Origin of the sequence: Paenibacillus glycanilyticus (genome assembly GCF_023715145.1) — a bacterium.
Taxonomy (GTDB): domain Bacteria; phylum Bacillota; class Bacilli; order Paenibacillales; family Paenibacillaceae; genus Pristimantibacillus; species Pristimantibacillus glycanilyticus_A.
Genome location: NZ_JAMBNP010000005.1, coordinates 73293 through 99909 on the forward strand (window position 1 = coordinate 73293; position 26617 = coordinate 99909).

Annotated in this window: 19 protein-coding genes; 13 read left to right on the plus strand and 6 right to left on the minus strand. The window is 51.9% G+C overall.

All coding sequences use genetic code 11. The features are described from left to right. Nucleotides 1-26: 26 nt before the first annotated feature. The 7 genes from M3194_RS15360 (at nucleotide 27) to M3194_RS15390 (ending at nucleotide 14062) form a co-directional block, all read left to right on the plus strand. Nucleotides 27-1358 carry an ABC transporter substrate-binding protein gene (locus M3194_RS15360; protein ID WP_251654951.1) on the plus strand — a complete coding sequence of 444 codons (1332 nt, stop codon included), beginning with the start codon at nucleotides 27-29 and terminating at the stop codon, nucleotides 1356-1358. A gap of 205 nt (nucleotides 1359-1563) precedes the next feature. Then, the gene (locus M3194_RS15365) at nucleotides 1564-2928 is read left to right on the plus strand and encodes an MATE family efflux transporter (protein WP_251654952.1); all 1365 of its coding nucleotides are present in this window, start codon (nucleotides 1564-1566) and stop codon (nucleotides 2926-2928) included. Between the two features lie 474 nt (nucleotides 2929-3402). After that, entirely contained in the window at nucleotides 3403-4326 is a 924-nt protein-coding gene (locus tag M3194_RS15370; RefSeq protein WP_251654953.1) for an ABC transporter permease, read from the plus strand. A gap of 17 nt (nucleotides 4327-4343) precedes the next feature. Further along, nucleotides 4344-5228, plus strand: a complete 885-nt coding sequence (locus M3194_RS15375; RefSeq protein WP_251654954.1) for a carbohydrate ABC transporter permease — start codon at nucleotides 4344-4346, stop codon at nucleotides 5226-5228. 56 nt (nucleotides 5229-5284) lie between these two features. Further along, nucleotides 5285-6859, plus strand: a complete 1575-nt coding sequence (locus M3194_RS15380; RefSeq protein ID WP_251654955.1) for an extracellular solute-binding protein — start codon at nucleotides 5285-5287, stop codon at nucleotides 6857-6859. A 140-nt stretch (nucleotides 6860-6999) separates the two neighbouring features. Continuing rightward, on the plus strand, nucleotides 7000-12933 hold the full coding sequence (locus tag M3194_RS15385; protein WP_251654956.1) for an S-layer homology domain-containing protein: 5934 nt from the start codon (nucleotides 7000-7002) through the stop codon (nucleotides 12931-12933). 160 nt (nucleotides 12934-13093) lie between these two features. Then, a complete protein-coding gene (locus M3194_RS15390) occupies nucleotides 13094-14062 on the plus strand; it encodes a Gfo/Idh/MocA family protein (RefSeq protein ID WP_251654957.1) in 969 nt (322 codons plus the stop codon). A 171-nt stretch (nucleotides 14063-14233) separates the two neighbouring features. On the opposite strand, the gene M3194_RS31675 is transcribed toward M3194_RS15390, so the two are convergent. Next, on the minus strand, nucleotides 14234-14791 hold the full coding sequence (locus tag M3194_RS31675; RefSeq protein ID WP_397334333.1) for a fibronectin type III-like domain-contianing protein: 558 nt from the start codon (nucleotides 14789-14791) through the stop codon (nucleotides 14234-14236). Beyond that, nucleotides 14734-15561 (minus strand): glycoside hydrolase family 3 C-terminal domain-containing protein, encoded by an 828-nt coding sequence (locus M3194_RS15400; protein WP_397334347.1) that lies wholly within the window; start codon nucleotides 15559-15561, stop codon nucleotides 14734-14736. Before M3194_RS15400 ends, M3194_RS31675 begins: the two co-directional genes overlap by 58 nt. A gap of 176 nt (nucleotides 15562-15737) precedes the next feature. Between M3194_RS15400 and M3194_RS15405 the strand changes: the two genes are divergently transcribed. The 3 genes from M3194_RS15405 (at nucleotide 15738) to M3194_RS15415 (ending at nucleotide 20557) form a co-directional block, all read left to right on the plus strand. After that, the gene (locus M3194_RS15405) at nucleotides 15738-16961 is read left to right on the plus strand and encodes an enolase C-terminal domain-like protein (RefSeq protein WP_251654958.1); all 1224 of its coding nucleotides are present in this window, start codon (nucleotides 15738-15740) and stop codon (nucleotides 16959-16961) included. Between the two features lie 30 nt (nucleotides 16962-16991). Beyond that, entirely contained in the window at nucleotides 16992-17831 is an 840-nt protein-coding gene (locus tag M3194_RS15410; protein ID WP_251654959.1) for an NAD-dependent epimerase/dehydratase family protein, read from the plus strand. 125 nt (nucleotides 17832-17956) lie between these two features. Beyond that, entirely contained in the window at nucleotides 17957-20557 is a 2601-nt protein-coding gene (locus tag M3194_RS15415; RefSeq protein WP_251654960.1) for a GH116 family glycosyl-hydrolase, read from the plus strand. A gap of 54 nt (nucleotides 20558-20611) precedes the next feature. Here the strand turns inward: M3194_RS15415 and M3194_RS15420 are convergent, their stop codons facing one another. The 4 genes from M3194_RS15420 to M3194_RS15435 all read right to left on the minus strand — a co-directional run bounded on the left by M3194_RS15420 (nucleotide 20612) and on the right by M3194_RS15435 (nucleotide 23954). Further along, nucleotides 20612-21757, minus strand: a complete 1146-nt coding sequence (locus tag M3194_RS15420; RefSeq protein WP_251654961.1) for a glycosyl hydrolase family 8 — start codon at nucleotides 21755-21757, stop codon at nucleotides 20612-20614. A 398-nt stretch (nucleotides 21758-22155) separates the two neighbouring features. Next, nucleotides 22156-22707, minus strand: coding sequence for a 6-phospho-3-hexuloisomerase (gene hxlB / locus M3194_RS15425; RefSeq protein WP_251654962.1), 552 nt, complete (start codon nucleotides 22705-22707; stop codon nucleotides 22156-22158). 6 nt (nucleotides 22708-22713) lie between these two features. After that, nucleotides 22714-23346 carry a 3-hexulose-6-phosphate synthase gene (hxlA, locus tag M3194_RS15430; protein WP_251654963.1) on the minus strand — a complete coding sequence of 211 codons (633 nt, stop codon included), beginning with the start codon at nucleotides 23344-23346 and terminating at the stop codon, nucleotides 22714-22716. 212 nt (nucleotides 23347-23558) lie between these two features. After that, nucleotides 23559-23954: a winged helix-turn-helix transcriptional regulator gene (locus M3194_RS15435; protein ID WP_251654964.1), complete on the minus strand. Its 396-nt coding sequence runs from the start codon at nucleotides 23952-23954 to the stop codon at nucleotides 23559-23561. Between the two features lie 146 nt (nucleotides 23955-24100). Between M3194_RS15435 and M3194_RS15440 the strand changes: the two genes are divergently transcribed. The 3 genes from M3194_RS15440 to M3194_RS15450 all read left to right on the plus strand — a co-directional run bounded on the left by M3194_RS15440 (nucleotide 24101) and on the right by M3194_RS15450 (nucleotide 26598). Then, on the plus strand, nucleotides 24101-25573 hold the full coding sequence (locus tag M3194_RS15440; RefSeq protein WP_251654965.1) for a methyl-accepting chemotaxis protein: 1473 nt from the start codon (nucleotides 24101-24103) through the stop codon (nucleotides 25571-25573). A gap of 188 nt (nucleotides 25574-25761) precedes the next feature. After that, entirely contained in the window at nucleotides 25762-25974 is a 213-nt protein-coding gene (locus M3194_RS15445; protein ID WP_251654966.1) for a DUF6199 family natural product biosynthesis protein, read from the plus strand. Between the two features lie 21 nt (nucleotides 25975-25995). Continuing rightward, a complete protein-coding gene (locus M3194_RS15450; RefSeq protein ID WP_251654967.1) occupies nucleotides 25996-26598 on the plus strand; it encodes a hypothetical protein in 603 nt (200 codons plus the stop codon). Nucleotides 26599-26617: the final 19 nt, after the last annotated feature.

The following is a 26617-nucleotide window of genomic DNA, read 5'->3' on the forward strand; positions in this document are numbered from 1 at the left end:
TGCCGCTATAAAAGGAGGAGTAGGAATTGAATAACAGACGTTACGTTGTTGGAAGTTTACTCCTGACGGTTGTGCTTGTTCTTGCTGCATGCTCCGGCTATACGCCTGAGCCTTCCGGCAAATCCCCGGAAACGGAGCATGCTGCCGTTACCCTAAGGCTGCTCACCTGGGCGGGTGACCGCTATCAGCAGCTGTTTGACAGGTTTCATGAGAAGTATCCCTGGATCACGATCGAACCGGTCAAGGTAGAAGCGAACGAGAAGGACATTATGGCGAAGATCAAGGAGCTGCAGAAGGCGGGAACACCGGCCGATCTGGCCTGGATTGACGGGGATCTGCTGGCTTACGAGCAGCAAGGATTGCTTGAAAATCTTAAACCCTATATGGATAAAGATACGTCCTTTCAGGACAAGGTGCTCCCGGACGGCCATTTCGACACAATGAATTTCCGGGGGCGGAGACTAGCGGTTCCGTTCGTGGATGTGCCGATGTGGATAGTCGTCAACAAGGATCTATTGGCGAGGCATGGGGTGGACATGCCGCCGAATACATGGACCTTTGACGATTTCCGCACTATCGCAAAGCAGGTGACAGATCCGAAAGAAGGCGATTACGGACTTACGACAAGCAATGAATTTGTGATGCGCCTTCTGCCGTTGAAGGCCGCTGCGGATGGGCATGCGCAGAACCTGGCTTATCTGAATGAGGGCATGACGCAAAGTCTGCTAAATTCGCCGGCTGTTCTGGACGATATCCGTTGGCTCACCGCGTTTGTCACGGAAGACGGCTCCATGCTCTCTTGGTCTAAAGCCAAGGAGCAGCATGATGTCGCTCGCAATTTCCTGAACGGAAAAACCGCCTTTGAGGTCGGAGGCGATTGGCTGCTGCCGCGTTTGCAGAAGGAAGCCGGATTTAACTGGGATATCCTCCCGTTCCCGCGCGGGGAGCAGAACCAATATTCTTTCCATATCTATGGTCCGCTTGCCATGCTTAGCGGTTCGCGGCATAAGGAAGAAGCCTACAAATGGATCAGCTTCCAGTTCGAGCTGGAAGCGCAGAAGTGGAAGATTGACGAAGGCGCCAATGCCTCCGTCATTGACCCCGAGCTGACCGATTATATCGACCAAGCGCCAATCTGGCAGGGCCGGAATATTGAGGCGGTCAAGATGACCAAAGACAATGTTCTCGTCCTGCCAGGCGCAACCATCCCCGGCTTCTCCGAGTACAACTGGGTCAACATGATCAACGAGATCGTGTTCAACGGCTACGATATCAAGCATCTGATCCCGGAGACCGAGGCGTGGAACAAGAAAACGCTCCGGCTCCGCGAGCAGTGGAAGCAGCAGGCCGCCAAATAAAGAAGAGAAGCTGTCCCAGTGGACGGCTTTTTGGCTTCTTGTCTGATCTGCGAAAATGACTTTTTTTTCCGCAACTATACCCAAGGATAGTAACTGATCTTTATATCACTTCTTTTCAGCGGGGAGACTCCCTCCTATAATGAATACAGGTTTTGCCTAGGGTAAAGACCGGGTACAATCGAATTCTTTATGAAGAGGTGCAGTCTTGCAGTTGGTCAAACGAATCCTAGCCTTAGCGATTCCGTCTATCGCCACATTCTCCTCCATGACTTTTACCGGATTGCTGGTGCTTATGATTGTCGGAAATCTGGGGGCGGCTTCCATTGCGGTTGTCGGCATTACGAACATTATCATCTATAATCTATGGGCTTTATTCTCCGGCGTACAAGGAGCGATTAACTTTCTCGTCGCCCAGAATTATGGCTCCGGCAATATCCGGCAGGGAAACCAACGGATGCAAATCGCGCTATTCATTACAGCCGTACAGGGAATTACCTTGCTCATAGGCAGCTTTCTGCTTCCTTACGGTATTCTTTATCTTATGGGCTCGAATGAGACCATCCTCACTCTTGGCTCTCCTTATCTGATGGTGAGAATGATTGCGCTGATCTTTACGATGTTTAATACCGTATTTTTCGCTTATATGCGGGCCGTCGGGGATACGCGCACGCCAATGACCCTCTCGCTCATTAATAGCGCTTTAGTGGTCACCTTAACCTACGTCCTTGCCTATGGAAAGTTCGGGTTTCCGGAGCTTGGGCTTCAAGGAGCGGCTTGGAGCATGGTGGCTGCCGAAGGGGTCACCTTCTTGCTTGGTTTGCTAGTCTATTACGGTTTCCAGAGCGGCATGTACGCAACGCGAAGCTGGGTACGCATCGAGGTTGAACAGGTGCGCCTGTTGTTGTACGAGAGCATTAAGCTGGGCATAACGGAGCTATCCAACAGCGTTGGAATGCTGGTGTTTACCGCATGCATTACAAGGCTTGGCACAACCGCCATTGCCGCCAATGAGATTGCCCTTAACATCTTATCCTTCGGGTTCATGCCTTCTAATGGCTTCGGCGCTGCGGCTACGATCGGGATTGGCCAGGAAGTGGGCAAAGGCAACGGCGCTACTGCCAGAAGATTCGGGATTGTGACGGTTTATCTGGGACTTATCTTTATGGCGTTGATCTCGGTCGTCTTCTTCCTGTTCGCCTTGCCGATCGCCAAGCTTTACACCTCGGAGAGGGAAGTGTACGAAACGGCGATTTCGCTTATCCATCTAACCGCTTGCGTCCAGCTGTTTACGGGGGCAAACATTATCTTCGGCGGCGGACTTCGAGGCATAGGAGACACGACGTTCTTGTCCCGGACGGCACTTGTCTTAAACTGGCTGTTATTCATCCCGCTAACGATTCTGTTAACCAGGGTATTCGATTGGGGACAAACCGGCGCTTGGTCCGCGCTATGCTTGCTAATCGTTCTTTCGGCGGTTGCCAACGGATGGCGCTATCTGACTCTCGACTGGTCGCGCGTGAAAGTGAAAACAGGCAAAATGCCGGCAGCATCAGCTGCGGGACATATGTAATAATGAACAAACAGCCGGTTATCTCGACCGGCTGTTTTTGGTATAGTCTTTAAGCGCTTATTATGCAACTATAGTGTTAATTGCAGCAACCCCGACCCCACCCCCAACAAACAAAGCCGTCCTTTCGGACGGCTTTTTGCTGTCTGAACGAGAAATTAATAAGCCAGATAAGGATGTAGGGTATGCTCCTGAGGAGCGCAAGCGTCCGCCTTTGTCTTTGCGATATAATCGAGATTTCCTGCAGACAACAGCGCACCGAATGTGGGATGCAAGCGATCTATCATCCCATATTCGGTGTAGCCGAAGGGACATACTCTACTCCACCAGATTGGCTATCCCCCTTACCTTCAATGCAAAAACAGCCCCAAGTTCGGCTTTGTTTAATCCCAAACTATAAAGGATAAGATCCACTCATGGTTTTCGATTTCCCTGAAATCTACAATAAAACTATCACAAGAGAGAAGGGAAAACGCTATGAAAAATGGAGTCATTCGGGAATTGTTTAAAAATCGCACCTTACTGCTTATGTTCCTCCCTGTAGCGGTACTCCTATTTTTGTTCAACTACCTGCCGCTGGCCGGACTTGTAATCGCCTTCAAAGATTTTGACTTTACGAAGGGCATCTTCGGCAGCAACTGGATGGACCCGCTGTTTGATAACTTCGACTATCTGTTCTCGTCGGACACCGCGTTCCGGGCCGTGAGAAATACGATTTTGCTGAATGCGTTGTTTATCACGGTTGGCTTGATTTTCGAGGTTGGGTTCGCGCTTCTGCTGAACGAGATCAGGAACAAATATTTCAAGCGGGTATCGCAGTCCCTGACGTTCCTGCCGTTCTTTATCTCCTGGATCGTCGTTGGCGTATTTGCCTACAACCTGCTCGACTTCGAGAGCGGCGCGGTTAACCACTTCCTTACAACTATCGGCCTGCAGCCGATCGACTTCTACAGCGAAGCGGGCCTCTGGCCGATCATCCTCACCATCGCGGTAAGGTGGAAGGCAACGGGATACGGCACGATCATTTACCTGGCGGCTCTGACCTCCATCGACAACTCTTACTATGAAGCAGCCTCCATTGATGGGGCAACGAGATGGCAGCAGATCCGTTATATCAGCCTTCCCATGCTGAGACCAACGATCATTATATTAACGCTGCTGGCCGTGGGAAGAATTATGAATGCGGACTTCGGGATGTTTTACGCGATGGTTGGCGACGCTTCCCTGCTGTTCCCGACGACAGACGTTATCGATACGTTCGTGTACCGCAGCTTGCGCAAATCCGGTGATATCGGCATGGCTTCCGCGGCGGGCTTCCTGCAATCGATGATTGCTTTCGTCCTGGTTATCGCAAGCAACTATGCAGCACGCAAAATCGATAAAGACTCGGCTATCTTCTAGAACGGAGGAAACACGATATGCTTGCCAAAAAATTCTCAATCTCGCAGTCTCTCATTATTCTCGTCATTTCCTTGTTCAGCTTGTCCTGTTTATTCCCGTTCATCATGGTTATTTCGGGCTCGCTAAGCACGGAGAACGACATTATCAATTATGGCTACACGTTATGGCCGAAGCACGTTACGTTTGATTCCTACCGGATCCTGTTTCTCGGCTCCAATCGGATTATCGACGCTTACGGCATCAGTATTCTCGTTACGGCAGCCGGAACAATCCTGTCCGTATTCGTGACCAGCATGGGCGCTTATGTAATGGCAAGACGCTCCTTCAAGTACCGGAATATTTTATCCGTTTACGTCATCATTACGATGCTCTTTAACGGCGGTCTGGTGCCATGGTATATCATCTGCGTTCATTATCTCAATCTGAAGGACTCGCTGTGGGCACTGATTCTGCCGATGCTCGCCAACGCGTTCAATATGTTTCTCATTCGCAACTTCATGCATTCGATTCCCGAGGAGATTAACGAATCGGCGAAAATGGACGGCGCGGGCGAATTCAAAATTTTTTACCGCCTGGTTATGCCGCTATCGCTGCCCGTGCTTGCAACCGTTGGCTTGTTTGTCGCACTGAGCTATTGGAACGACTGGTTCCTTGGCCTGATGTTCGTCGACAAGCAGGAGCTGCAGCCGCTGCAGCTGCTCTTAAGAACGCTCGTCTCCAACGTCGAGTTCCTGAAGAGCTCCAGCAACGCATCGGCGATGCAGCGCATATCGGCGCAAATTCCGTCGGAATCCATCAAGATGGCGCTCACCGTCGTAACGATCGGCCCAATTGTTTTCCTGTATCCGTTCGTTCAGCGTTATTTCGTGAAGGGCCTCATGGTAGGCGCGGTAAAAGGATGACTATATCGGCTAACGCCGTGTAGTATATAAATGACAAGCATAAGGGAGAGGTCAGGATGAAGAAGAAGATCCGCATCATGTCGTTAGCTCTTGCAACTACAATGTCGCTCAGCTTAATGCTATCGGCATGCAGCAGCTCCGGCAACGGCAATGGCAATGGCAACACGCCTAGCAACAGCAGCGGTGGGAACACTCCTAAAGAAAGCGCGGCAACCGAAAGTGCAGAGCCGGAAAAAGAAGTCACTCTGAAGTTCTATTTCGGCGGCGACAAAAAAGCGGCTACGGACGAAGTATGGTCCAAAGTCAGCGAGTACGTGAAGGAAAAAGGCCTTAATGTGAAATTCGATATTAACTTTATTCCGTTTGGCGATTTCAAGGATAAAATGCTCGTTATGGCCGCTTCCGGCGACAAATGGGATATGAACTTTGACGGCGACTGGCTGTCCTATAAGCAAATGGCGGCTAAAGGCTCTTACATGACCCTGAACGATCTGCTGCCGGAATATGCGCCTAACCTGTACAAGAAATACCAGGAGCAAGGCACGCTTGGCGCGGCTACCGTTAACGGCAATATCGTAGGTCTGCCATGGACGATGAAAATGAATGAACGCAAGTTTGTGGCTTGGCGTTCCGACCTGACGGAAAAAGCGGGTCTGGATATCCCGGAAGGCTCTGTTAAAACCATCGAAGATATGGACAAACTGCTTCGCCAGATGAAGGAAGCTTATCCGAACGAAAGAATTAACCGTACAACGCCGCTGTCGATCTTTATGATCCGCGACGAGTGGGTAGATCTGAACTTCCACGGTCTTGGCTTCTATCTAAGCGATCCTGCCGTAAAAGTTCAGCCGGTTGAGCAGCAGCCATTCTATCTGGAGGCATCCAAGCTTGCGAAAGTATGGTACGACGAGAACCTCATCAACCGTGATGCGATGATCGACAAAACGGATGAAGCAGCCGAGTGGAGAAACGGCAAGAAGCTGGTAACCGTTACTTCCCACGAATGGGTTGAGGCAAATCCCGGCTTCTCCGATCCTTCTTATAAGCTGACGGCTTCCGAGTTCTATCCGGACAAAAAATTCATTAACCGTACCGCGCTGGCTAACGTGGTTGCGATCAACCGCAACTCGAAAAACGCGGACCGCGTGCTCCGCTTCCTCGATATGATCGAGACGGACAAAACGTTGTACGACCTCGTGCAATACGGTATTGAAGGCAAAACCTATGTCCTGAACGGCGACACGGCCGAATATCCGGAAGGCATGGATACAACAACAAGCAACTACATGGAGTGGGGCGGCCAATGGGCGTTCTGGAAGCCGCAATTCATGCGTCCAACGATGACTTACGGACCAGGCTTCTGGGAGAACGAAGCGAAGTTCGCAAGCGAGCCTAACAATGTCAACTCGCCGATCGACGGTCTGTTCCTTGCGGAAGACACGATGAAGAACGAAGTGGCCAAGCGCGACGCGGCAAGCGACGAGCTGAGCCGGCCAATCGAATTTGGCGTCGTGAAAGACGTAGACAAAGCAGTTAACGACTATATCGAAGCTCAGAAGAAAAACGGCCTTGATACCATCATTACGGAAACTCAAAAGCAAATTGACGCATTCCTTGCGAACAAGAAGTAATAACGCGAAAGCAAGCTAACAAATATCGCAAAGACAAACAAGAGAAGCCAGCCTGATGACACCTATGGGGGGCTTCTCTTTTTCTCGGCCTTGTAAGCGGATACAACCCTCAAATACATCTGCAAACTGGAGGTTTGATTGTGATTACGAACCGAAATTGGACAAAAGCACGTGCAGGAATGGCAAAAATGCTTGTCATGCTGATGATTTTCTCTTCCGTTGGTTTTATGGGATTGCCTGGTGTTTATGCTGCGGACGATGCTCCGGATACAGTGTCGGTTACGCTTGGAGAAACGCCGGTAGAAAGCGGGATAACCGGCAAAGCCGGCGATAACGGGGATGGACTTCTAACGGGTACGGAAGCAGACACGCCGTATTGGCAGACGAATAAATCAGAAGGCACTACTTATCTGTATATGAATGTCAGCGACAATTATTTATTCGACAGCGCGGATTACGACGTAGATGTAACTCTCTGCTATTTAGATGAAGGAAACGGCAGCTTTCTGCTGCAATACGATGCGCAGTCGGCAGGCTTTAAGGACAGCGCAAAGTTTACGTACGGCGATACGAAGACTTGGAAGGATTACACCTTTAATCTGAGCGATGCCAAATTCGCCAACCGCACGAACGGCTCCGACTTCCGGATTGCCATTGAAGGCGGCGGGATTAACGGCGAACAGAATCCGGACTTGAAGTTAGCGAGCGTAACGGTGAAGAAGACGCTGAAAGAAACGGCATCTCCGGAAGCCAGCATCACGCTTGGCCAAACACCGGTATCGCATGGCATAACAGCCCATCCCGGCGATGGCGCTGCGGAGAATCTTTTGACTGGCGAGATCGGAGGCAAGACGTACTGGAAAACGAATCAGACGATCAGCCCTACGGATCATGGCGCTAATATTCTGTACTTCTACTTCGACGTCTCGGACAGCTTTTTGTTCGATAACGCGGACCAGGATGTATTTGTAACAGTCGAGTATTATGACAGCGGAAGCGGCAGCATGAAGCTGCAGTACGACGCTAAGTCCGCAGCGTTCAAGGATGCTCCCGAATTTACTTACACGAACACGAATACATGGAAAAAACATACGTTTAAGCTTGGCGACGCCAGGTTCGCGAATGGCACGAACGGAGGCGATTTCCGCCTTCATGTATCCGGCCCGGGAGCGATTGGCGGCAATCCCGATCTGTATGTCGCTTCGGTTTCGGTGAAAACCCAGCCGCAGCAAAACGTCTCGACGGAGACGAAGGTATACGACACGGTTTATCCAACGGATGACATTGTCATCGCCGATATGAGCGTGAAGGACTTCGGCGCGGCCGGCGACGGCGTGAAGGATGACACCAAAGCGTTCCAGGACGCGCTTGCCGCAGCAGGCAACCGCGGGGGCGGCGTTGTTTTTGCGCCGGCGGGAACGTATAAGCTGACTAGTCATCTGATCGTGCCAACAGGGGTAACGCTGCGCGGCGATTGGATTAGCCCCGACGCTTCGGGCGGAGAAGTAAAAGGAACGATTCTTGCTGTTTATGCGGACAAAGGCACCGAAGATGGCCCAAGCTTCCTGCAGCTGGCGCCGGTAAGCGGCGTGACGAATTTGTCCGTCTGGTATCCGGAGCAGTCGCTTGGCACGCCGGTTGCCTATCCATGGACATTCGAGCAGCTGTCGGGCGACAGCATGACGATTAAGAATGTAACGCTCGTCAATTCCTACAACGGCATCAAGATTGGCCCATCCTGGAATGAGCTGCACTATGTCCGTAATTTGTACGGTACGGCGCTGAAGACAGGCATTTTCCTTGACTACACGACGGATATCGGCAGATTGGAGCATATCCGATTGTCGTCCTCTTATTGGGCGGGTTCCGGCTTGGCAGGCTCGCCGCTGCAGGCGGAATTAAAAGGCTACACGACAGCGAACACCGAAGGGATCGTCATGGGCCGCTCCGACTGGGAGTATATGTCGGATATCGATCTGGCGGATTTCAAGACCGGCATGCGGATTACGACAAGAACGGACAGCCTCGAGACGGCGAATGCCCAGCTCTACAAAATCAACGTTCATGACAGCAACGTGGCATTGAAAGTCGAAGGGGTTAACGATTTTGGCCTCCTGATCTCCGACAGCAGCTTTAAGGCAAACGTAGGCGTTGACCCTAAAGCGGTTTATGCTACCGAAGGCTTCCACTCCATCGTTCAATTCAACCAAGTAACGTTTGGCGGAACGCCGCATCATGCGGTAGTGAATGAAGGCAGCGGCGTATTGTCGTTCGAGAACAGCACGTTCGAGAACTGGGATGAGCAAGGCGGTGGTTATGCGATCAACGCGAAAGGCGGCTCGCTTATTCTTGGCCAGTCGACTTTCTCCAAAGCTGCCAAGCATGTGCTCTTGGAAGGCAGCGCAGCAACGGTTAATTCGGTTAATTCCGGACAAAACGGCAGCTTGGCCGTGACAGATAACAGCGATGCGGCAGAGCTTAACGTGCATCAGGATGCGAAATATGTGCTGGAGCAGCTTCCTACGGTTGCGGCACTTGATTTGGCGAACCGTCCAAAACCGGCTAACGACAGCCTTTTTGACATTACGGCCGCCCCATACGAAGCGGACAGCACGGGCGAGACGGATGTATCGGCGAAAATCCAGCAGGCGCTTGACGATGCCGATGCGGCGGGCGGCGGTACGGTATATTTGCCAGCGGGCATTTACCGCGTCAACAATCCGCTTACCGTTCCTAGCGGCGTAGAGCTGCGCGGTTCATGGGATGTTCCGCATCATACGATTGGCGGCGGTACGGCTCTTTTCACCAATTACGGGGAAAACAACCCTGACGGCGCTGCCTTTATCTCGCTTGAGCAGGATGCGGGCCTCAGAGGGTTATCCGTCTATTACGACCAGCAGAGCTGGACGAACGTGAAGCCTTACGCTTGGACCGTTCAAGGCAAAGGCAGCGGCGTTTACCTGATTGATACAACGCTCATTAACCCTTACAAGGGCGTAGATTTTGGCACTTACGATACGAGCGGCCATTACATCGATTACGTTGCGGGCTCTCCATTGATGGAAGGCATTTTCCTCGGCGGCGGCTCTGACGGCGGCTTGATGCGCAACGTACAGTTCAACCCGCATTATTACGGGCGCAACAATTTCCCTAACCATCCAACATCGGATCAGGACTTTGACGCGGTATGGAGCTACCAGAAGGAAAATCTGGACGCGTTCCGGGTTGGAGACGTGACAAATGAGACGATCTTTAATACGTTTGTTTACGGTTCGAAATACGGAATCCATTTTGAAGAGCAGAACGGTGTTGGACCTGAAGCGGTTGTCATCGGCCACGGTACGGACGGCAGCAAGAAAGGCGCCGTGCTGGATGCCGCGGGAGAAGCTGGTCTTAAGCTGATTAATACCGAGCTGGTGTCGATGAGCACATCAGACAAAGTGTATGTTGTGGTTGGCGAGGATTTTGATTCTAAAGCCGTATTCTTCAACTCTTCGATGTGGGGAGATACGACGCGTTCCTTCGATATTTTTGGAGGGGATGTCCGTATTCAGCAAAGCAACTTTACGAGAGTTGGACAACGCGGCATTAACGCGGTTGGCGGCGATATTACGCTGTATGATTCCTACTTCCAGCAGCCAAACACGAATCATGTGTATGCCGGTCCGGACATCGAGAAGCTGATTATCGCGAACAACCTGTTCAAAGGCGGCTTGCAGCTGATTAATGAAGCGGGCACGAAGGTAACGGGCTCCAACCTGGTTCCGGTAGCGCTGGATTTGGTGAAAGGCGAGTTCGACGAGAGCAATCCGGCTAACGCGAATTTTGCCCTGAAGCTGACCAACATGACAGAATCCAATCCGCTTGCCGGCAAGATTGAAGTGATTGCGCCGGATAGCTACAAGGACAAATTTGTACCGGTTCGCTTCAGTGGTATCGCGCTTGGAGAGAGCGTGCTCGTTAAGCTTCCTTATTTGTCAGGGGATACGCTGAAGTACAAAGTAACGCTGGATAATGGCTATTCCTACATTACGCAGGTGAAGACGGCGCAGTCGTTTGCGACTCGCAGGGACGATAACAGCCAGGTTCAGCCTAATATCGATATTTCGAGCTCGACCAATTACTCGAGCCTAGGCGGCATTTGGGGCGGCAAGGATGACCTCAGCGCGCAGGCAAGCGTACGCTACGATAATGATAAGCTCTATGTGACGGTCCGCGCTACGGACAATACGCATTACCAGACTTGGACGAACGGCGATATTTGGCAGGGCGACAGCTTGCAGCTTGGGATTGATTTATCTAGAAAAGACGGGTCTGCCAGCCAAAACGTAAACGAGCTGGGTTTTGCCCTTACGAACAGCGGTACGGTCTCGAAATGGAGATGGCGTGCGCCGGCCGGTGCAGCAGGCGGAGCATTTAACGATGCGGATGCCGTTATTACGCGGGACGAGGCCACTCATCAGACGGTCTATGACATTTCCATTCCGCTCTCCGCTCTGCATGGTGCAGGCTATACGTTCTCGCAGGAGGACCCGCTTGGTCTCACGATTTTGCTCAATGAACATGACGGCGCGGGCCGTTCGGGCTTTATCGAGTATAACCAAGGGATCGGTACAAGCAAGGACGCTACGCAGTTTGGCGATCTGTATCTGCTGAGCTCGGATTATGAAAATCTGCTCGAGCAATCGGCTGAAGCAGCGGTAGCAGCGGCCGAACAGTCGAAGGATGTTACAAGCATCGACGCTGCAGCCAACTTTGTCAGCCTTCTTCCGCAAGGAACGGTGAAATCCGGACTGTCGGCAAGACTGTCTGCAATTGGCGGAACAACAAATCCGGGCAACGGTTCGGGCTCCGGCTCGGGCAGCGGGCAATCAGATCAGCCGAAGGTAACGGTTGGCGCGAATGGCGCGGTTCAGGTGGAAGGCAAAGCAACCCTTGATACCGGTTCGAAAAATGCAAAACTTTCGCTGACCGCTTCGTTGCTGGATCAAGCGTTCACGAAAGCTACGGCCGGTCAGGACGGCAAGAAAAAGGTGACGGTTGTACTGCCGGCTGTGACAGGTGCAAGCGGCTACTCCCTGGAGCTTCCCGCAAGTTACGTGAACCAGCAGTCGCCGGATAAGCTAATCGAACTGGTAACCCCGTCGGGAACGATACTGCTCTCCAGCGATATGCTGAAGCCGGATGCGGGCAAGCTTGGCCAGACGGTTACCATCTGCATAAGCAACGTGAATACGGGCAACTGGAGCGAGGAGCTGAAGAAGAAGGTTGGCAATCATCCGGTCGTTGATCTGTCAGTCCAATCCTCGGGACAGACCATTGACTGGCATAACAGCCAATCGCCGGTTACGGTTTCCATTCCGTATTCTCCTTCCGCTGCTGAAAAAGCAGACGCTAAAAAGCTGACCGTATGGTATATCGACGGAAGCGGCAAGCCGTTCCCGGTACCAAGCGGACAGTATAACGAAGCGACGGGAAGCGTCGTATTTACGACGAAGCACTTTAGCCAATACGCGGTTGCTTTTGTGCAAAAATCATTCGGCGATCTGAACGGCTATGCATGGGCGAAAGAAGCGATTGAGGTGCTTGCGGCAAAAGGAATCATTAACGGCGTATCCGATTCGTCGTATGCTCCTGGGTCATCGATTAAGCGTGCGGATTTCGTGAAGCTGCTCGTGGATACATTTGGTTTTGCGACGGACGCTCCGGGCACCTTTGCGGATGTGAGTTCGAATCGTTATTATGCCAATGCGGTAGGCACGGCAAAGGCTCTTGGCATTACGAACGGTGCCGGAGGCAACCGGTTTAATCCTGAAGCTCCAATTACGAGAGAAGAGGCGGCAACGTTTATCGAGCGTGCTCTTACTGTTGCCAAGGCTGGTCTTCCAGCAGGTACAGAGGAAGTACTTGCAGGATTTACGGATGCCGGTGAGATTTCGGCATATGCGAAGAACAGCATAAGCGCGCTCGTGAAGGCGGGACTCTTGCAGGGCAATGACGGACTGCTCATGCCAAAAGGCCAATTGACCCGGGCGGAAGCAGCCGTATTGTTCTACCGGATTTATAATCAATAAATAAGATGGGAAGGAGCCGGATTCCATGCAGGAATCCGGCTCCTTTTTGGCGTATTATTAGCGTACTAAACATGCCTTTACACCAATAAGCTAGGACGAGTAATGCCTTATGGAAACGCAGACTTAGGAACGGCTATTCATGTTGGGAGGCTATAATGGGATGAGCAGCATTCGGATTGGGTTTATTGGAACGGGAGGCATTGCCGGCTGGCATGCCAAGCAGCTTCTTGAGCTCCCGGAGATTCAGATTACCGCGCTGTCGGATACCAGCGAAGGCAATCGCGTTGCTTTTGCTGAAAAATTTGGTTTGCAGGATGCCCGGCAGTTCTCCGCTTATGAGGATATGCTTGAGCAAGGTGAACTGGATGCCGTTGTGATTTGTTCGCCGCATACGCTTCATTTCAGACAAGCCTACGATGCGCTGGACAGAGGGCTGCATGTGCTGATCGAGAAGCCGATGACCTGTTCATCGGAGGAAGCGGAGCAGCTTATTGAGAAGGCGGAAGAGTCGGGGAAAGTGATGCAGGTGTCATACCAGCGGCATTTTCAGCCGGAATTTCTCTACATTCGGGATGCGATTGCAAGCGGGGAGATTGGCAGGCTGACCTCTGTAACCGCTTCACTTAGCCAAGAATGGTATCAGCTTACCGAAGGCACATGGAGACAGGTTCCATCGCTCTCCGGCGGCGGATTCCTCATGGACTCCGGCAGCCATATTATCGACGTGCTGCTATGGACGACCGGGATGACTCCGGTTGAAGTAAAATCGCAGCTGCAAAACCATGGGGCACCGGTTGAGATCGACAGCTTTACTTCCATCCGCTTTGCGGAAGGAGCGCTGGCGGGCCTGAACTTTGCGGGCTATGCACCGGGCTGGAACGAGACGTTTGCGTTCTGCGGGGATAATGGCGGTATCTACTACGACAACGGTCAAATCACGCTCCGCCGCTTGAACGAAGAGCCGATCATGCCGGAGCTTCCCGAGGCTACCACAAACCAGGATAAGAGCTTCATCGACGCCATCCTTGGCCGGCACGAAGTACTCGTCCCGGGCGAATTCGCCCTCAAGGTCGTGCGTTTGAGCGAAATGATCTACCAAGCCGCGGGCTACGATCCGCTAAAAAGATAAACATTGAAAGGGTTGCCCCGCAGCGGGGCAACCCTTTTGTTTGCTTGGTGAGCTGTAAGGCTGAATAACTGCCCTACAGCAATAAAAACTATCGCATCCGAGCGCTTAAAGGCCGGTTGAAAGCTCCAAACAGCCCCACTATCCGACGCACCAGAGCTCAAGCTGAGCCAATTACTTCACCTCAAACTCGCCAGTGAGCACAATGTTACTGGAGCTTGTACCGATCAGGACGCGGAAGGTGCCGGGTTCGACGATCCACTTCAGATCGCGGCCAAGGACGCGGAGGTCGCGAGGGGTCAGCGTGAACTCGAGAGCTGCTGTTTCACCCGGCTCCAGATGGATCCGCTTGAAATGACGAAGCTCCTTCTCCGGCCGTGCGACCGAGCTGAACACGTCGTTGACATAAAGCTGAACGACCTCGTCACCCGAACGGTCACCTGTATTAGTCACGTTGAACGTCACACCGACACTGTCATCCGCGCCAATCTCGGCCGACTCCAGACGGAGGCTGTCATAGCGGAAGTTCGTGTAGCTGAACCCGTGGCCGAAGGGGTACAACGGTTCGTTGTTGCCGCCGACATAATGCTTCTGCCCGCCGCGACGGCGGTTATAGTAGACCGGAATTTGGCCGATGGTCCGCGGGAACGAGATGGGCAGACGTCCCGCCGGGTTTAGTCGCCAAACAGCACTTCGGCGATGGCGTTGCCGCCTTGCTCGCCCGGATACCAAGCCTCGATTATAGCCGGAATATGCTCGGCCTCCCACTCCAAGGTGATCGGCCGCCCGTTTTGGAGAACCAGAATAATCGGTGTGCCTGTCTCATATACGGCCTTCAACAATTTAAGCTGGTCGCCCGGCAGCTCCAGGCTGTTCCGGTCAATGCCTTCCCCGCAGGTACGCTCGGAATCGCCAACGGCTACGATAGCGACATCGGCCTCGGCAGCGGCAGCAGCCGCATCCTGAATGCCAATCGTGTTGTGATTCCAGCCGAGCACGATTTCAACGCCGTTTGTATCCTTGCAATATTCTACGCGGATATCGTATTCGCGTCCGGCTTCGAGCTCGACCGGCACGCTGCGCTTAGCGCTGTTATTCCTGCCCCAGCCGTCCACAAGCAGCTTGCCGTCCAGCCAGAAGCGCATGCTGTCCTGACTGATCGTGCCGATATAACCGCTGAAGCTATGCTTTGGAACAAGCCTGCCTGTCCACCGGACGGAGAAGCCCATCGTGTTCATGCTTTGATCCGGCTTCGTAATAACCCAGTTGAAGTTGATATTCCGATCCAGCTTGCTCAGCACAGGCTCGCCTTCCAGCTCCGTATTGTTGAAGTATTCGCCAATAAGTCCCGGATTGCCGCCGCCGTCATGAAGGCAATCCACCGGAATGGCTTTCAGTTCATGGGCCAGAATGCCCGTACCCTTCGCATACAGCGCCTTCGTATCAGGGGAGACCGCCTGCTTAATGCCCTCTAGCAGCGTAACCGGCTCAAACCTCTCAATAAAAGGCGTATAGTCGCCAACGCACGACTACATCTACTCTAGCGCAACGGACATCGCCTAAACATACCTGAAGGGAAAGAAGCCAAGAATGCGACAGAAAGTTTAAAGATGTCTCATTTAGAGCCTATCCAAATAGACTTAGAATGGGAGGGACACGACAAGAGGAGGGTGATGAGATGGCAAAAATAACAGGAATCAAATGTATTCGCACGCGTAAAAACGGGACCTGGACCATTGTCAAAGTAATGACGGACCAGGATGGACTATACGGGCTAGGCTCGGCATCCGACGTGTATAATCCGGAAAGCGTCGTGCAGATTATTGAGCAGTTGCTTGCCCCTCTATTAATCGGCAAGGATGCCGCCAATATAGAAGATTTGTGGCAGACGATGTATATGAGCGGCTATTGGAGAAACGGCGCGTTGCTGCATACGGCAATCGGCGGTATTGATATGGCGCTGTGGGATATAAAAGGCAAAGAAGCGGGGCTTCCCGTCTATCAGCTGCTTGGCGGCGCGTGCCGCGCGGCCGTGCCTTGCTACGGACATGCCGGCGGGAAGGATATCGGAGAGCTGAAAGAGGATGTGCACCGTTTCATTGAAGAGGGCTACACGGTTATCCGGGTCCAAATGGGCGGTTATGGAGGCGGCGGATTTATTGACCGGGATAAGGCCAATATCCCTGCCGGGGCATGGGGAAGCGGTCCGGTGTTTGACGAGCAATCCTATTTGCAAGCCATTCCTAATATGTTTGAACAGCTGAGAACGGAATTTGGCATGGGCGTTCAGTTCACGCATGACGTGCACGAGCATCTGACTCCCGTTAACGCTATTCAGCTTGCGAAGCGGGTGGAGCCTTACAGCCTGTTCTTCCTTGAGGATGCCATTGCGCCGGAGCAGATCGGCTGGTACCGCCATTTGCGGCAGCAAAGCGCTACGCCTCAAGCGGTTGGCGAGCTCTTTGTTAATCCGCAGGAATGGACTCAATTGATTAAGGAGCAGCTGATCGACTTCATCCGCGTACGCGTATCGAAGGCCGGAGGCATAAGCCCATGCCGCAAAATCGCGGCCCTAAGCGAAGCGTTTGGCGTCCGCACGGCTTGGCAGGAGGGCGGAGAGAACGATCCGGTGAATCAGGCGGCGGCTGTTCACCTCGATATGGCGATCTGGAACTTTGGCATTCAGGAAGTCAATCATTTCAAGCCGGAAGAAAAAGAGGCTTTCGCGGGTCATATCGAGCGAAAAGGCGGCTATCTGTATCCATCGCAAAAGCCGGGCCTTGGCATTGAACTGGATGAGCTTAAAGCTCAGGAGCTGATTGGAGAAGGCTGGAGCCGATCGGTCTATTTCAACCCCTATCAACTCGATCGCAAGGCCGACGGCACGCTGGTACGTCCGTAAAGATATTGATGACAATGGGAGTGTAAAAGCATGAAGACTATAGCTGTAACAGGCGGCAGCGGCAAGCTGGGTTCCGCTCTTATTAAGGAGCTAATACAAGAAGGATATAGCGTTGTGTCCTTGGATACGCAACGTTCCGACGAGCTTCGCTGCAAGCAGATCAAGGTGGATCTGAATGATTTCGGGCAGGTGGTATCCGCCCTTCACGGAGCCGATGCGGTCATCCATTTGGCCGCCATCCCAGCGCCGCTTGGCTACACGTATCCATATATTTTCGCCAATAATGTGGTCTCCGGCTACAATATTCTCGAAGCGGCTTCGCTGCTTAATATCCGCAAGGTTGTTGTTGGCTCCAGCGAATCCTCTTATGGCTTCGCATGGGCGCCAACACCGTTCTCGCCGGATTATCTGCCGGTGGATGAAGAGCATCCGCAGCAGCCGCAGGAATGCTACGGCTTGTCGAAGATCGTTAACGAGCTGACGGGTGCCATGTTCGACCGGCGTAACGGGATGCAGGTCGTCTCGCTCCGCTTCTCCATGATTACCAAGCCCGAAGACTACAAGCATCTCTCCATCCGCAAACCGGAAGCCTATAAAAATATATTCTGGAGCTATATTGATATCCGGGATGCCGTCAGTGCCTGCATCGCTTCGCTGAAGGTCGAGGACCGAGGCGCCATCTGTCTCAATATCACAAGCAGCGATACGCTTAGCGACCTGCCAACAACGCAATTAATCGAGCAATTCTATCCGGACGTGAAGGATCTGCGGGATACGTTCCCCGAACGGACTGCGATCGTCAGCAATCGGGAGGCACAAAGGGTGCTTGGCTGGAAGCCGCAGCATTCATGGGCGGATACAATCAATTAAACAAGGCCGGGACTTCTCGCTTAGAGGACCCGGCTTTCTTCATTATGTCTCACTTGTAAGGTTTTTCTAAATTCCGGAGCCTATTATAATAGAGTTATTAATCCTGTGATGAGAGGAGTTTCGATATGAGCAAGGTCTATAAAGGCGCAAAGACTAGAGAAATTTCATTCCCTCTTGGAGGAATAGGCAGCGGAAGCATCGGTCTTGCGGGTAACGGCAGACTGATAGACTGGGAGATTTTTAACCGGCCGAATAAGAAGAGCTTTAATGGATTCAGTCATTTTGCCATCAAAGCCGAGCAAGAAGGCAGGCTGTTAGATGCCCGGATATTAAACGGGGATTTGCAAGGACCCTACATAGGGGAGCATATCCGCGGAGGACCATGGTACAGCGGGTATGGCTTTGGACCGGAAAGCCAGACGATGGCGGGCATGCCGCATTTTGAGGACACGGAGTTCATAGGAGAATTTCCATTGGCGGGAATGAAGTTTGCAGACCCTTCCTTCCCGGGGCGGGTTGAGCTGCTGGCCTTTAATCCTTTTATCCCTCTGAATGATCAGGATTCGAGTATTCCGGCCGCTTTCTTTGAATGGGAGATCGACAATTGCACCGAGGAGCCCATCACCTACACCATCGCTCTGTCGGCAGGAAATCCGATTCCGACGGGTAGGATTACCCATCAATATAAAGAGTCGGCGAGCGAGACCGGACAGACCCTGCATACATTGGTCCTTTCCTCCAATCAGTATGAAGCCGATCACCCGCAATATGGCGATCTATGCATCGCTACGGACGCGGAGGAGGTCAGCCGTCAAGATTTCTGGTACCGCGGCGGATGGTGCGATGCGCTGGAGATGTATTGGCGGGATTTTGCAAGGCCGGGAATTTTTCAGAATAGAACGTACGCCGAAGAAATGCCGCCTAGCGAGAGACATAAGGACACGGCTACCCTTGCGGCGCATATTACCCTGAAGCCTGGCGAGAAGGGGAAGGTCAGGTTTGCGATCAGCTGGAGCTTCCCGAATATGGTTAATTTCTGGAATCCGCAAAAGGAGGGGACGAACAGCTGGAGGCATTACTATGCTTCGTTATTTGAAAATGCGGAGGCAAGCGGAAAATACGCGCTCGAGCATTGGGATCGTCTTCTTGCGGAGACGACAGCCTTTAAAGAAGCGCTATTCTCCTCAACGGTGCCCGAGGTGGTCATAGAAGCCGTTTCCGCCAATTTATCCGTGTTAAAATCAGCGACCTGCTTACGGTTAACGGATGGCTCCTTTTACGGCTTTGAGGGTCTAACCGAAGATACCGGCTCATGCGAAGGCTCCTGCACCCATGTCTGGAACTATGCCTATGCGCTTCCGTTCCTTTTTCCAAAGCTCGAGCGAAGCATGCGCGATCTGGATTTCCGCTATAACAGCCGTTCGGACGGCCGTATGTCGTTTAGGCTCATGCTGCCCGTGGGCCGGGAGCAGCAGGATTTTCATGCTTGCGCGGACGGTCAATTCGGCGGTGTTGTTAAGGCGTACCGCGATTGGAAAATATCCGGCAATACGGAGTGGTTGAAATCCAATTGGCCGGCGATACGCCATTCCATTGAATACGCATGGGCGGACACCAATGACGATCAATGGGATCCTTTGCAAAAGGGAGTGCTGGAGGGAAGGCAGCATCATACCCTGGATATGGAGCTGTACGGACCTAATTCCTGGCTGACCGGATTTTATCTCGCCGCACTCAAAGCGGGCTCCGAAATGGCTGCCTGCTTGGGCGAATCGGACACGGCCGAAGCTTATCTTCGGATTTTCGAAAAGGGAAAAGCATGGGTGAATCAGCATCTGTTTAACGGCTCCTATTATTCGCAGCTTGTGGACTTAACCGATCCCCTGATCCTTCCTCGTTACGGAGAGGGGGCCGTGCAAGGTTACTGGAATGAAGAGCTGGGAGAAATGAAATACCAAATTGCCGACGGTTGTGTGATCGACCAGGTTATCGCCCAGTGGCATGCCAATTTGTGCGGGCTGGGAGAAATCTTCGACAAGGGGCAGACTCGCATAGCGCTGCGGTCTTTATACCGTCATAATTACAAGTCCAGCATGAGAAACGAAGCGAATACATGGCGGTTATATTCCCTTAACGATGAAGCGGGCATCGTAATCTGCACATGGCCGGAGGGAACAACCAAACCTTCAATTCCGCTCACCTATAACTCGGAGACGATGACGGGCTTCGAATATCAAGCGGCTTCGCACATGATTCAGGAAGGTCTTATCGAGGAAGGTCTTTCGATTGTTAAAGCGATTCGCGACCGGTACGACGGAGAGAAACGCAACCCTTGGAATGAAATCGAATGCGGAAGCAACTATGCCCGCTCTATGGCGAGCTACTCCTTGCTGCATGCTTTTAGCGGATTTGAATTCGATATGGTCCACGGAATAATAGGCTTTCAACCTGTATTAACGGAGGGCGGGGAGTACCGGACCTTCTGGTCGCTGGATCAGGGATGGGGCGTATTCGAGATGTCAGAGGATCACTTGAGCGTTAGCGTATTAAGCGGCGGACTAACTCTGAAAGCCCTTAAGGTTGCCCTGTCGCAAGCGGACAAGATCAGTCATATTCAGTTCGGCGATGACGAGGTAGGCTTTGATATTATCGGGAATACCGTACACTTTCAGAACGAATTGGTCCTGCAAGCGGAGCGGGCCGTCGTCCTGCAATTAAATCCTTAATGTAACCAAAAGCCCCGATGATCAAGCATCTTGATCAATCAGGGCTTTAGTCATTTAATAAATCCGGTAATTACCGCTTAACGCCAGCAGGCTGAAGAAGTAAAGGCAATTATCATAATAACGGCGCTCGCCCGTGCGAAGCGGAGTATTCCAGAGCAAATGAACAAAGTGGACGGCATCCGGGCCGTCGGCCGCAAGGGAAGCCATGGCATTCGTGGCGAGCAGCCCAACCGGATGAAGTGCCGGCTCCTCGAATGGCGTACCGTCAATGGCATAACGACGGTAATTTGACATTTCGATCGGACGGAAAAACCGTTGAATCTTGTTCGACTGTTCGACTTGCCATGGATCCTTGCGGAACCATGCCCAGTCTAGTCCGATATTGGCTGCCGTCCGGTAAGCATCGCTGTAGAAATGCCGGAAGTCTCCATGCCGCTGCACCGCAGCCGGCGTACCGTCATAGTTCGCATATTCCGGCGAAAGTCCGGTCTCGGGATGGCAGGCAAGATGAAGATAAGCCCGGCTCGCTTCAGCCGCCTCTCTCCAGAACGGCCTGTCCGCCTCATCGGCCCACAAGGCAAACAGGTCGTAGAAGTGGGGAAGATGGTAGGACGGATCGCTGAACAACGATTCCGGTACGAACTTGATCAGCTTGGTTGCGGGGTCCCACATGGGATCGCCGCCATTCCCGTCATCGCCTTGATGGATGCATGCCCGGAGGATCCGCTTCGCCTGCTCCGAGTAATTGTAAGGCTCTGGTCCGTCACCCCAGCGGTTAGCGGCAAAGAACAGCGCCATTGCAAAAAATTCTTCTCCATCCGGGGCAGGACCCTGCGACAGACGGGTACCGTCAGGCTTGCAGTGCCAAGCGAAATAATCCTTGTACCGCCCTTCGGCATGCTGCATATAGGTGACCGAAAAATTCCACAGCCGGTCAAAAATCTCTTTGTCATTCATCTGAACCGCCATCATCATGCCGTAGGACATGCCCTCCGACCGGACATCAAGGTTGCCGGTATCCAGCATATAGCCCTTGTCATCCTCCATGGGGTAGTAGATCCGGACATCCGGATCGCCGCCCAGCAGATCGGCCCATGCCTGTTCAAGCCTTGCTTGCACGGCTGTCTCGGTAAACCCAAGCTCCGTGAACAAATTCCGGTATTCCCCGGTAGGATAAGCCCCATTCTCAAAAGCTGACATAAGTATGCAAAACCCCCATTCGACGGTGTATAGCCCCATCTTAGCACAGGCTAAACCATACAGATTAAAGCGTTTTCAGTAAAAAGTATAGTTTTGTTGCACACAATTAGTAATAACTTTCTTCACATCACCCGTTGACAGATGTTGGGGAAGTCCATGCAATTAAATAAATCCAGTGGACAAATTAATTATTTGGCTGCTCATGACAGCCCTCAACCAGCCTCCTTCTCAGCAGTTTTGTACCTGCCTTCGCATGACATCACGATCTGTCATTCAAAACGGGGCGGCAACGCTTATGCTTCAGAAAATATTCAAAGCGACTTCAATCGCTTAAGCAAAAAAACTCGGTATTCCCTCCCAATTGGAAGGGATACCGAGTTTTTTTGCCTTCGCGAAGGCTATTCCAGGTTGGCGTGATTGCTGTACATGGCTGCGCCTTCAAGCTCCATTTGCTCCATCAGGTTCAAGACGACCGCGTCCAGCAGGAGCAGGAGGCTTTGCTCGAACAAGGTGCCCATTGGCTGACCGGAGCTTCCGGATGTACCGTCTTTGGTGGAAGCGGGGATGATTACCCTGATTGATGCTGCTGCTCCAAGCGTTGAATCCGGCTTGATGGTCATAACGCCTATAGCTGCACCAATGCTTTGGGCTTTGGAGGCCATAGCTGTCAGCGTCTTGGTCTCGCCAGATCCCGAGCCAATCAGAAGCAGATCGCCCTCCGCAATACCCGGTGTTACCGTCTCGCCGACGACATATGCGCGGAACCCCAAATGCATCAGACGCATGGCAAAGGCACGCATCATTAACCCCGAACGGCCGGCACCCGCTACAAAAATCTTCTCGGCTTCCGTAATCCGCTTGGCCAGCGCCTCTATCTCGCCGGGCTTAATCGATTGAAGCGTCCGCTCCAGCTCCTGAATAATGGAAGATGCTGCGATCAGCGTACTCATGAGCGGTTAACCTTGCTTGATCAGCTGCTGCATTTGAGCGGCTACCGCCTGCTTGTCCCCAGCACCGGTAATTCCGCCGCCAACGATGACCAGATCTGGTTGAGCGCTGATCACTTCCGGCAGAGTCTGCAGCTTGATGCCGCCTGCGATCGCTGTTTTCGCCTGCTTCACGACACGTTTAATTGTCGCCAGGTCCTCAAACGAGTTTTTGCCTGCTGCCTGATGGTCGTAACCGGAGTGAACGCAGATATAATCTACGCCCAGGCTGTCAATTTCCACTGCGCGTGCGGCAATGTCCTTCACATTGATCATATCAACCATAATTTTCTTGTTTTGCTTGCGGGCTTCATCCACGGCGCCTTTAATGGTCGAATCGTCGGATACGCCAAGAACGGTAATGATATCGGCGCCTGCTTCGGAGGCCTTCATTACTTCGTAGCCGCCCGCATCCATAATTTTCAAGTCGGCGAGTACTTTCAGCGCCGGGAATTCGTCTTTGATTTCTTTTACTGCGCGCAATCCTTCGTTGATAACGACAGGAGTACCAATCTCAACGATATCAATGTAAGGGGCAACCTCTTTAACTACCTGTTTTGCCTCCGGGATATTAACCAAATCCAGCGCCAATTGCAGTTCCATATTTACGAATCTCTCCTTTGATTTAGGGTTGTTCCAGCAATGTGTTTATCTTAGGCGGATACCGAAGATTAGGGAAGTACGCACTTCCAAGTAAGTCCGTTTCCTGCAGGATACTGTGGCGCCGAAGGCTGTTCCGATCCGGAGGTTACTAAGCGAATAAAAAAGCAGACCCCATGCAGGAGTCTGCCCATTACCTATATGAATATTTGCGATTAAATTTTAGCGGCTTGCAGCGATGCGGCATTCGAATCGGAGGTTCTGCCTAGCACCTCTTCGCCATAATGCTTCCCCCAGTTGTACATCAGCTTCAGAATGGGTACAAGGCTTTCCCCATGCGAAGTCAGCTTATATTCCACCTTCGGCGGAACGACGGGATACACGGTCCGCTCGACAAGCTGGTCTTCTTCCAGCTCGCGCAGTTGGTTCGTCAGAATCTTTTGCGTAATATGGGGAATGAGCTTCTGAAGCTCGCTGAATCTCTTCGTGCCGTCGATGCCCAGATGCCAGAGAATAATAAGCTTCCACTTGCCTCCAATTAGCGCGAGGGTTAACTCCTTCTCGCAGTTAATCTGATCAACCTCAATTCGGGAACGGATATCTTTCGCCAATGCTTTAAGCACCTCCACTTTGCTAGCGTGTCACAATAGATTACAAGATTATCTGGTTCATGTCTATTAAAGTTGATGTCGAAAATTATCGGATTGTGGTATTATCAGAATTATTGCCTATATTATGGTAAAAAGGTGGAGAATTGATGGATTATATGGAGACCCTGCACCGAAGAAACAAGCTGCTGGTAAATATTATTTGGGTCATGCTGCTGCTCGGCGTGGCCGTTGACTTTCTGACTGGGGCGGGGATGGATTCGATTATCGTCCTTGCGATAGTGGGGTCTCTAACCTGCGGCGCAACAACGATTTTGGCCTATAAACGATGGTTGACCCGTTATATCATGTATTTCATTTCATCGATTGTAACCGTGCTTACTTTGCTGCTGCTGCTAACCGGCCCGATCATTACGACTTATTTTCTTGTATATGTCAATCTTGCGATTATGACGCTTTACGGGAACTCCAGGGCGATCGGCTTTTCCGGTCTGATGGGTGTCCTTCTAACGGTTTATTGCTATTTAAGTCCGGATAAAACGGAGATTTTCGGAAATAACGCGCCAACGACGATGTTTATGTATTTTGCGATGGTTGCCGTACCGCTCTACGTCTCGACCAAATTCAGCGAGCGGCTGCAGCATAATATTATCGAGCAGAGCAAGCAAGCCATGCGGGAGAACAACAGATCGCTTGAACTGGTCGGCCAGGTCTCTTCCTCCGCGGCATTGCTGACTTCGTTCAGCACGACCTTGAAATCCAATATGACAACGGCAGGTACCATCTCCAAGGAGGTAACCTCCGCCTTCACGGAGATTACTTCGAGCATGGAAGCGCAGACCTCCAGCGTGACCGACATCAGCGATTCGATCCGGCATATCGAGAATTCCGTATCCTCGCTTGCGGGCCGTTCTACCGAAATGAAGGAGCTATCGGCAAGCTCCGCTCTGCTAACAAAAGCCGGAAGCGAAGGAACGGCGGCTCTAGAGCATGAGATGAAGCGGGTAAATGAAACGATTGACTCCTCCGTACAGCTGATGAATGAATTAGGGGAGCAAAACGCGAGCATCAGCGAGATTGTGGCGACCATTAAGCATATTTCCACGCAGACGAACCTGCTCGCCTTGAATGCGGCAATTGAGGCGGCGCGCGCCGGCGAGCATGGCAAAGGCTTTGCTGTCGTGTCTCACGAAATTCGCAAGCTTGCGGAGACGTCCCAGCAGTCGACGGAGCAGATCGAGCATATCCTCGAGAGCATTCGCTCGAAGACGATCCGGGCTGCGGAGCAGGTGCTCGAGGGGCAGCAGTCCGTTGCCGGCAGTACAGCGGCAGCACGCACAGTGGCTGACGTGATGCGGGCCTTGTCGGCAGATGCGAATAAGCTGGAGAGCCATTCTGGCGAGGTTGATTATTCGGCCGAGCAACTTCAGGAGCAGTATGCGAGAATAACCGATCAGATTGTATCCATTGCCGGTTCCACGGAACAGAATATGGCGGCGATCCAGGAAATGTCGGCCAGCATGACCACGCAGGACAGCCGGATTATTGAAATCGTCGAGAGCTTCTTGCAGCTGGACAAGCTGACCTCCGATCTGAACAGGATGACGGAGCAGAAATCATAACTGAATGAACGGTTTCTATAAATAGTTTAAAAATTAATATGTAAGACAAAATATTGGTATTTCCATTTTTTTCAATGTCATTTATATTGAAAGTTGATATAGAAGTTGATTCAGGCCTTCCCCGTCATTTTTACCCATCGGAGAAGGCCTTAATTGGTTAAGCCAATGAACAAGATGGGGATGATAACATGGTTGTTTTCATTTCGCTAATTTTCATTATTGCAGGAGTTCTAGGCTGGTTTTTCCCTTCTTTAAGCTGGCATATGAAGCATGGCTGGGCCGTAGACGGCAAGTCAGAGCCAAGTGACAATTATATTTTTTTGAGCCGATTTGGAGCGATACTAGTATTAGGCTGGGGTATCTACATTCTAATAGCCGGGGACTTGGGCAAGCTGAATTAGAAGAAGGGGAGAGGGATCAGGATGAGACGATTGCCAATGGAAAGGCCGACAGACCATTACGACGCCCGGTTGTTCAAGATTGACGAGCAGCTCTGCGCCTTGCTGCAAGAACGGAGAGAGATTTCGAATCATAATCCGGGGTATCCGCCCTTTAAGAGCATTGAATGCTGGGCTGACCGTTATCATTTGTACCCGGATTTATTAAAGTCCTTATTTGGTATTTTAATGAATGAAGAGGAATACCTGCCGGTTATCGAGCCATCTGACTTCCGCAAGTATGTCCCCGTACTCAGGCACGTAGAGCAGGACAACCAGGTCTATACCTTGACCGGCATTAGACAATATGAGAATGCCAGCGTGGTGAATTTGAGTATCCACGGGGACTACCGGGAGCGGGATTATGAAGCCCAGCGTAAACATACTCATATCGAATTGGAGCTTGGCGAAGGCTTTCGCTGCCATATTGATCAAGGGACCAGCACCGGGGGGGATGCCGCCTACGGATTTGTTGTTTCGCCGGCTCTTCCGGATGATCTTGCCGGTATTACTTTCGTATTCTCTGAATACGAAAGGCCTTTAAGAAGGAAGCCGACCGGAATGGAGATTGTTTTCCGGATGGAATAAAATAAGGCCTTCCCAAGTT

Excerpts from the sequence above, each read along its gene's own strand:
- hxlB (WP_251654962.1), bottom strand. The coding sequence starts at position 22,707 with ATGAGTACGCTGATCGCAGCATCTTCCATTATTCAGGAGCTGGAGCGG.
- M3194_RS15405 (WP_251654958.1), top strand. The coding sequence starts at position 15,738 with ATGGCAAAAATAACAGGAATCAAATGTATTCGCACGCGTAAAAACGGG.
- hxlA (WP_251654963.1), bottom strand. The coding sequence starts at position 23,346 with ATGGAACTGCAATTGGCGCTGGATTTGGTTAATATCCCGGAGGCAAAA.
- M3194_RS15380 (WP_251654955.1), top strand. The coding sequence starts at position 5,285 with ATGAAGAAGAAGATCCGCATCATGTCGTTAGCTCTTGCAACTACAATG.
- M3194_RS15445 (WP_251654966.1), top strand. The coding sequence starts at position 25,762 with ATGGTTGTTTTCATTTCGCTAATTTTCATTATTGCAGGAGTTCTAGGC.
- M3194_RS15415 (WP_251654960.1), top strand. The coding sequence starts at position 17,957 with ATGAGCAAGGTCTATAAAGGCGCAAAGACTAGAGAAATTTCATTCCCT.
- M3194_RS15450 (WP_251654967.1), top strand. The coding sequence starts at position 25,996 with ATGAGACGATTGCCAATGGAAAGGCCGACAGACCATTACGACGCCCGG.
- M3194_RS15420 (WP_251654961.1), bottom strand. The coding sequence starts at position 21,757 with ATGTCAGCTTTTGAGAATGGGGCTTATCCTACCGGGGAATACCGGAAT.
- M3194_RS15440 (WP_251654965.1), top strand. The coding sequence starts at position 24,101 with ATGGATTATATGGAGACCCTGCACCGAAGAAACAAGCTGCTGGTAAAT.
- M3194_RS15375 (WP_251654954.1), top strand. The coding sequence starts at position 4,344 with ATGCTTGCCAAAAAATTCTCAATCTCGCAGTCTCTCATTATTCTCGTC.
- M3194_RS15370 (WP_251654953.1), top strand. The coding sequence starts at position 3,403 with ATGAAAAATGGAGTCATTCGGGAATTGTTTAAAAATCGCACCTTACTG.
- M3194_RS15390 (WP_251654957.1), top strand. The coding sequence starts at position 13,094 with ATGAGCAGCATTCGGATTGGGTTTATTGGAACGGGAGGCATTGCCGGC.
- M3194_RS15410 (WP_251654959.1), top strand. The coding sequence starts at position 16,992 with ATGAAGACTATAGCTGTAACAGGCGGCAGCGGCAAGCTGGGTTCCGCT.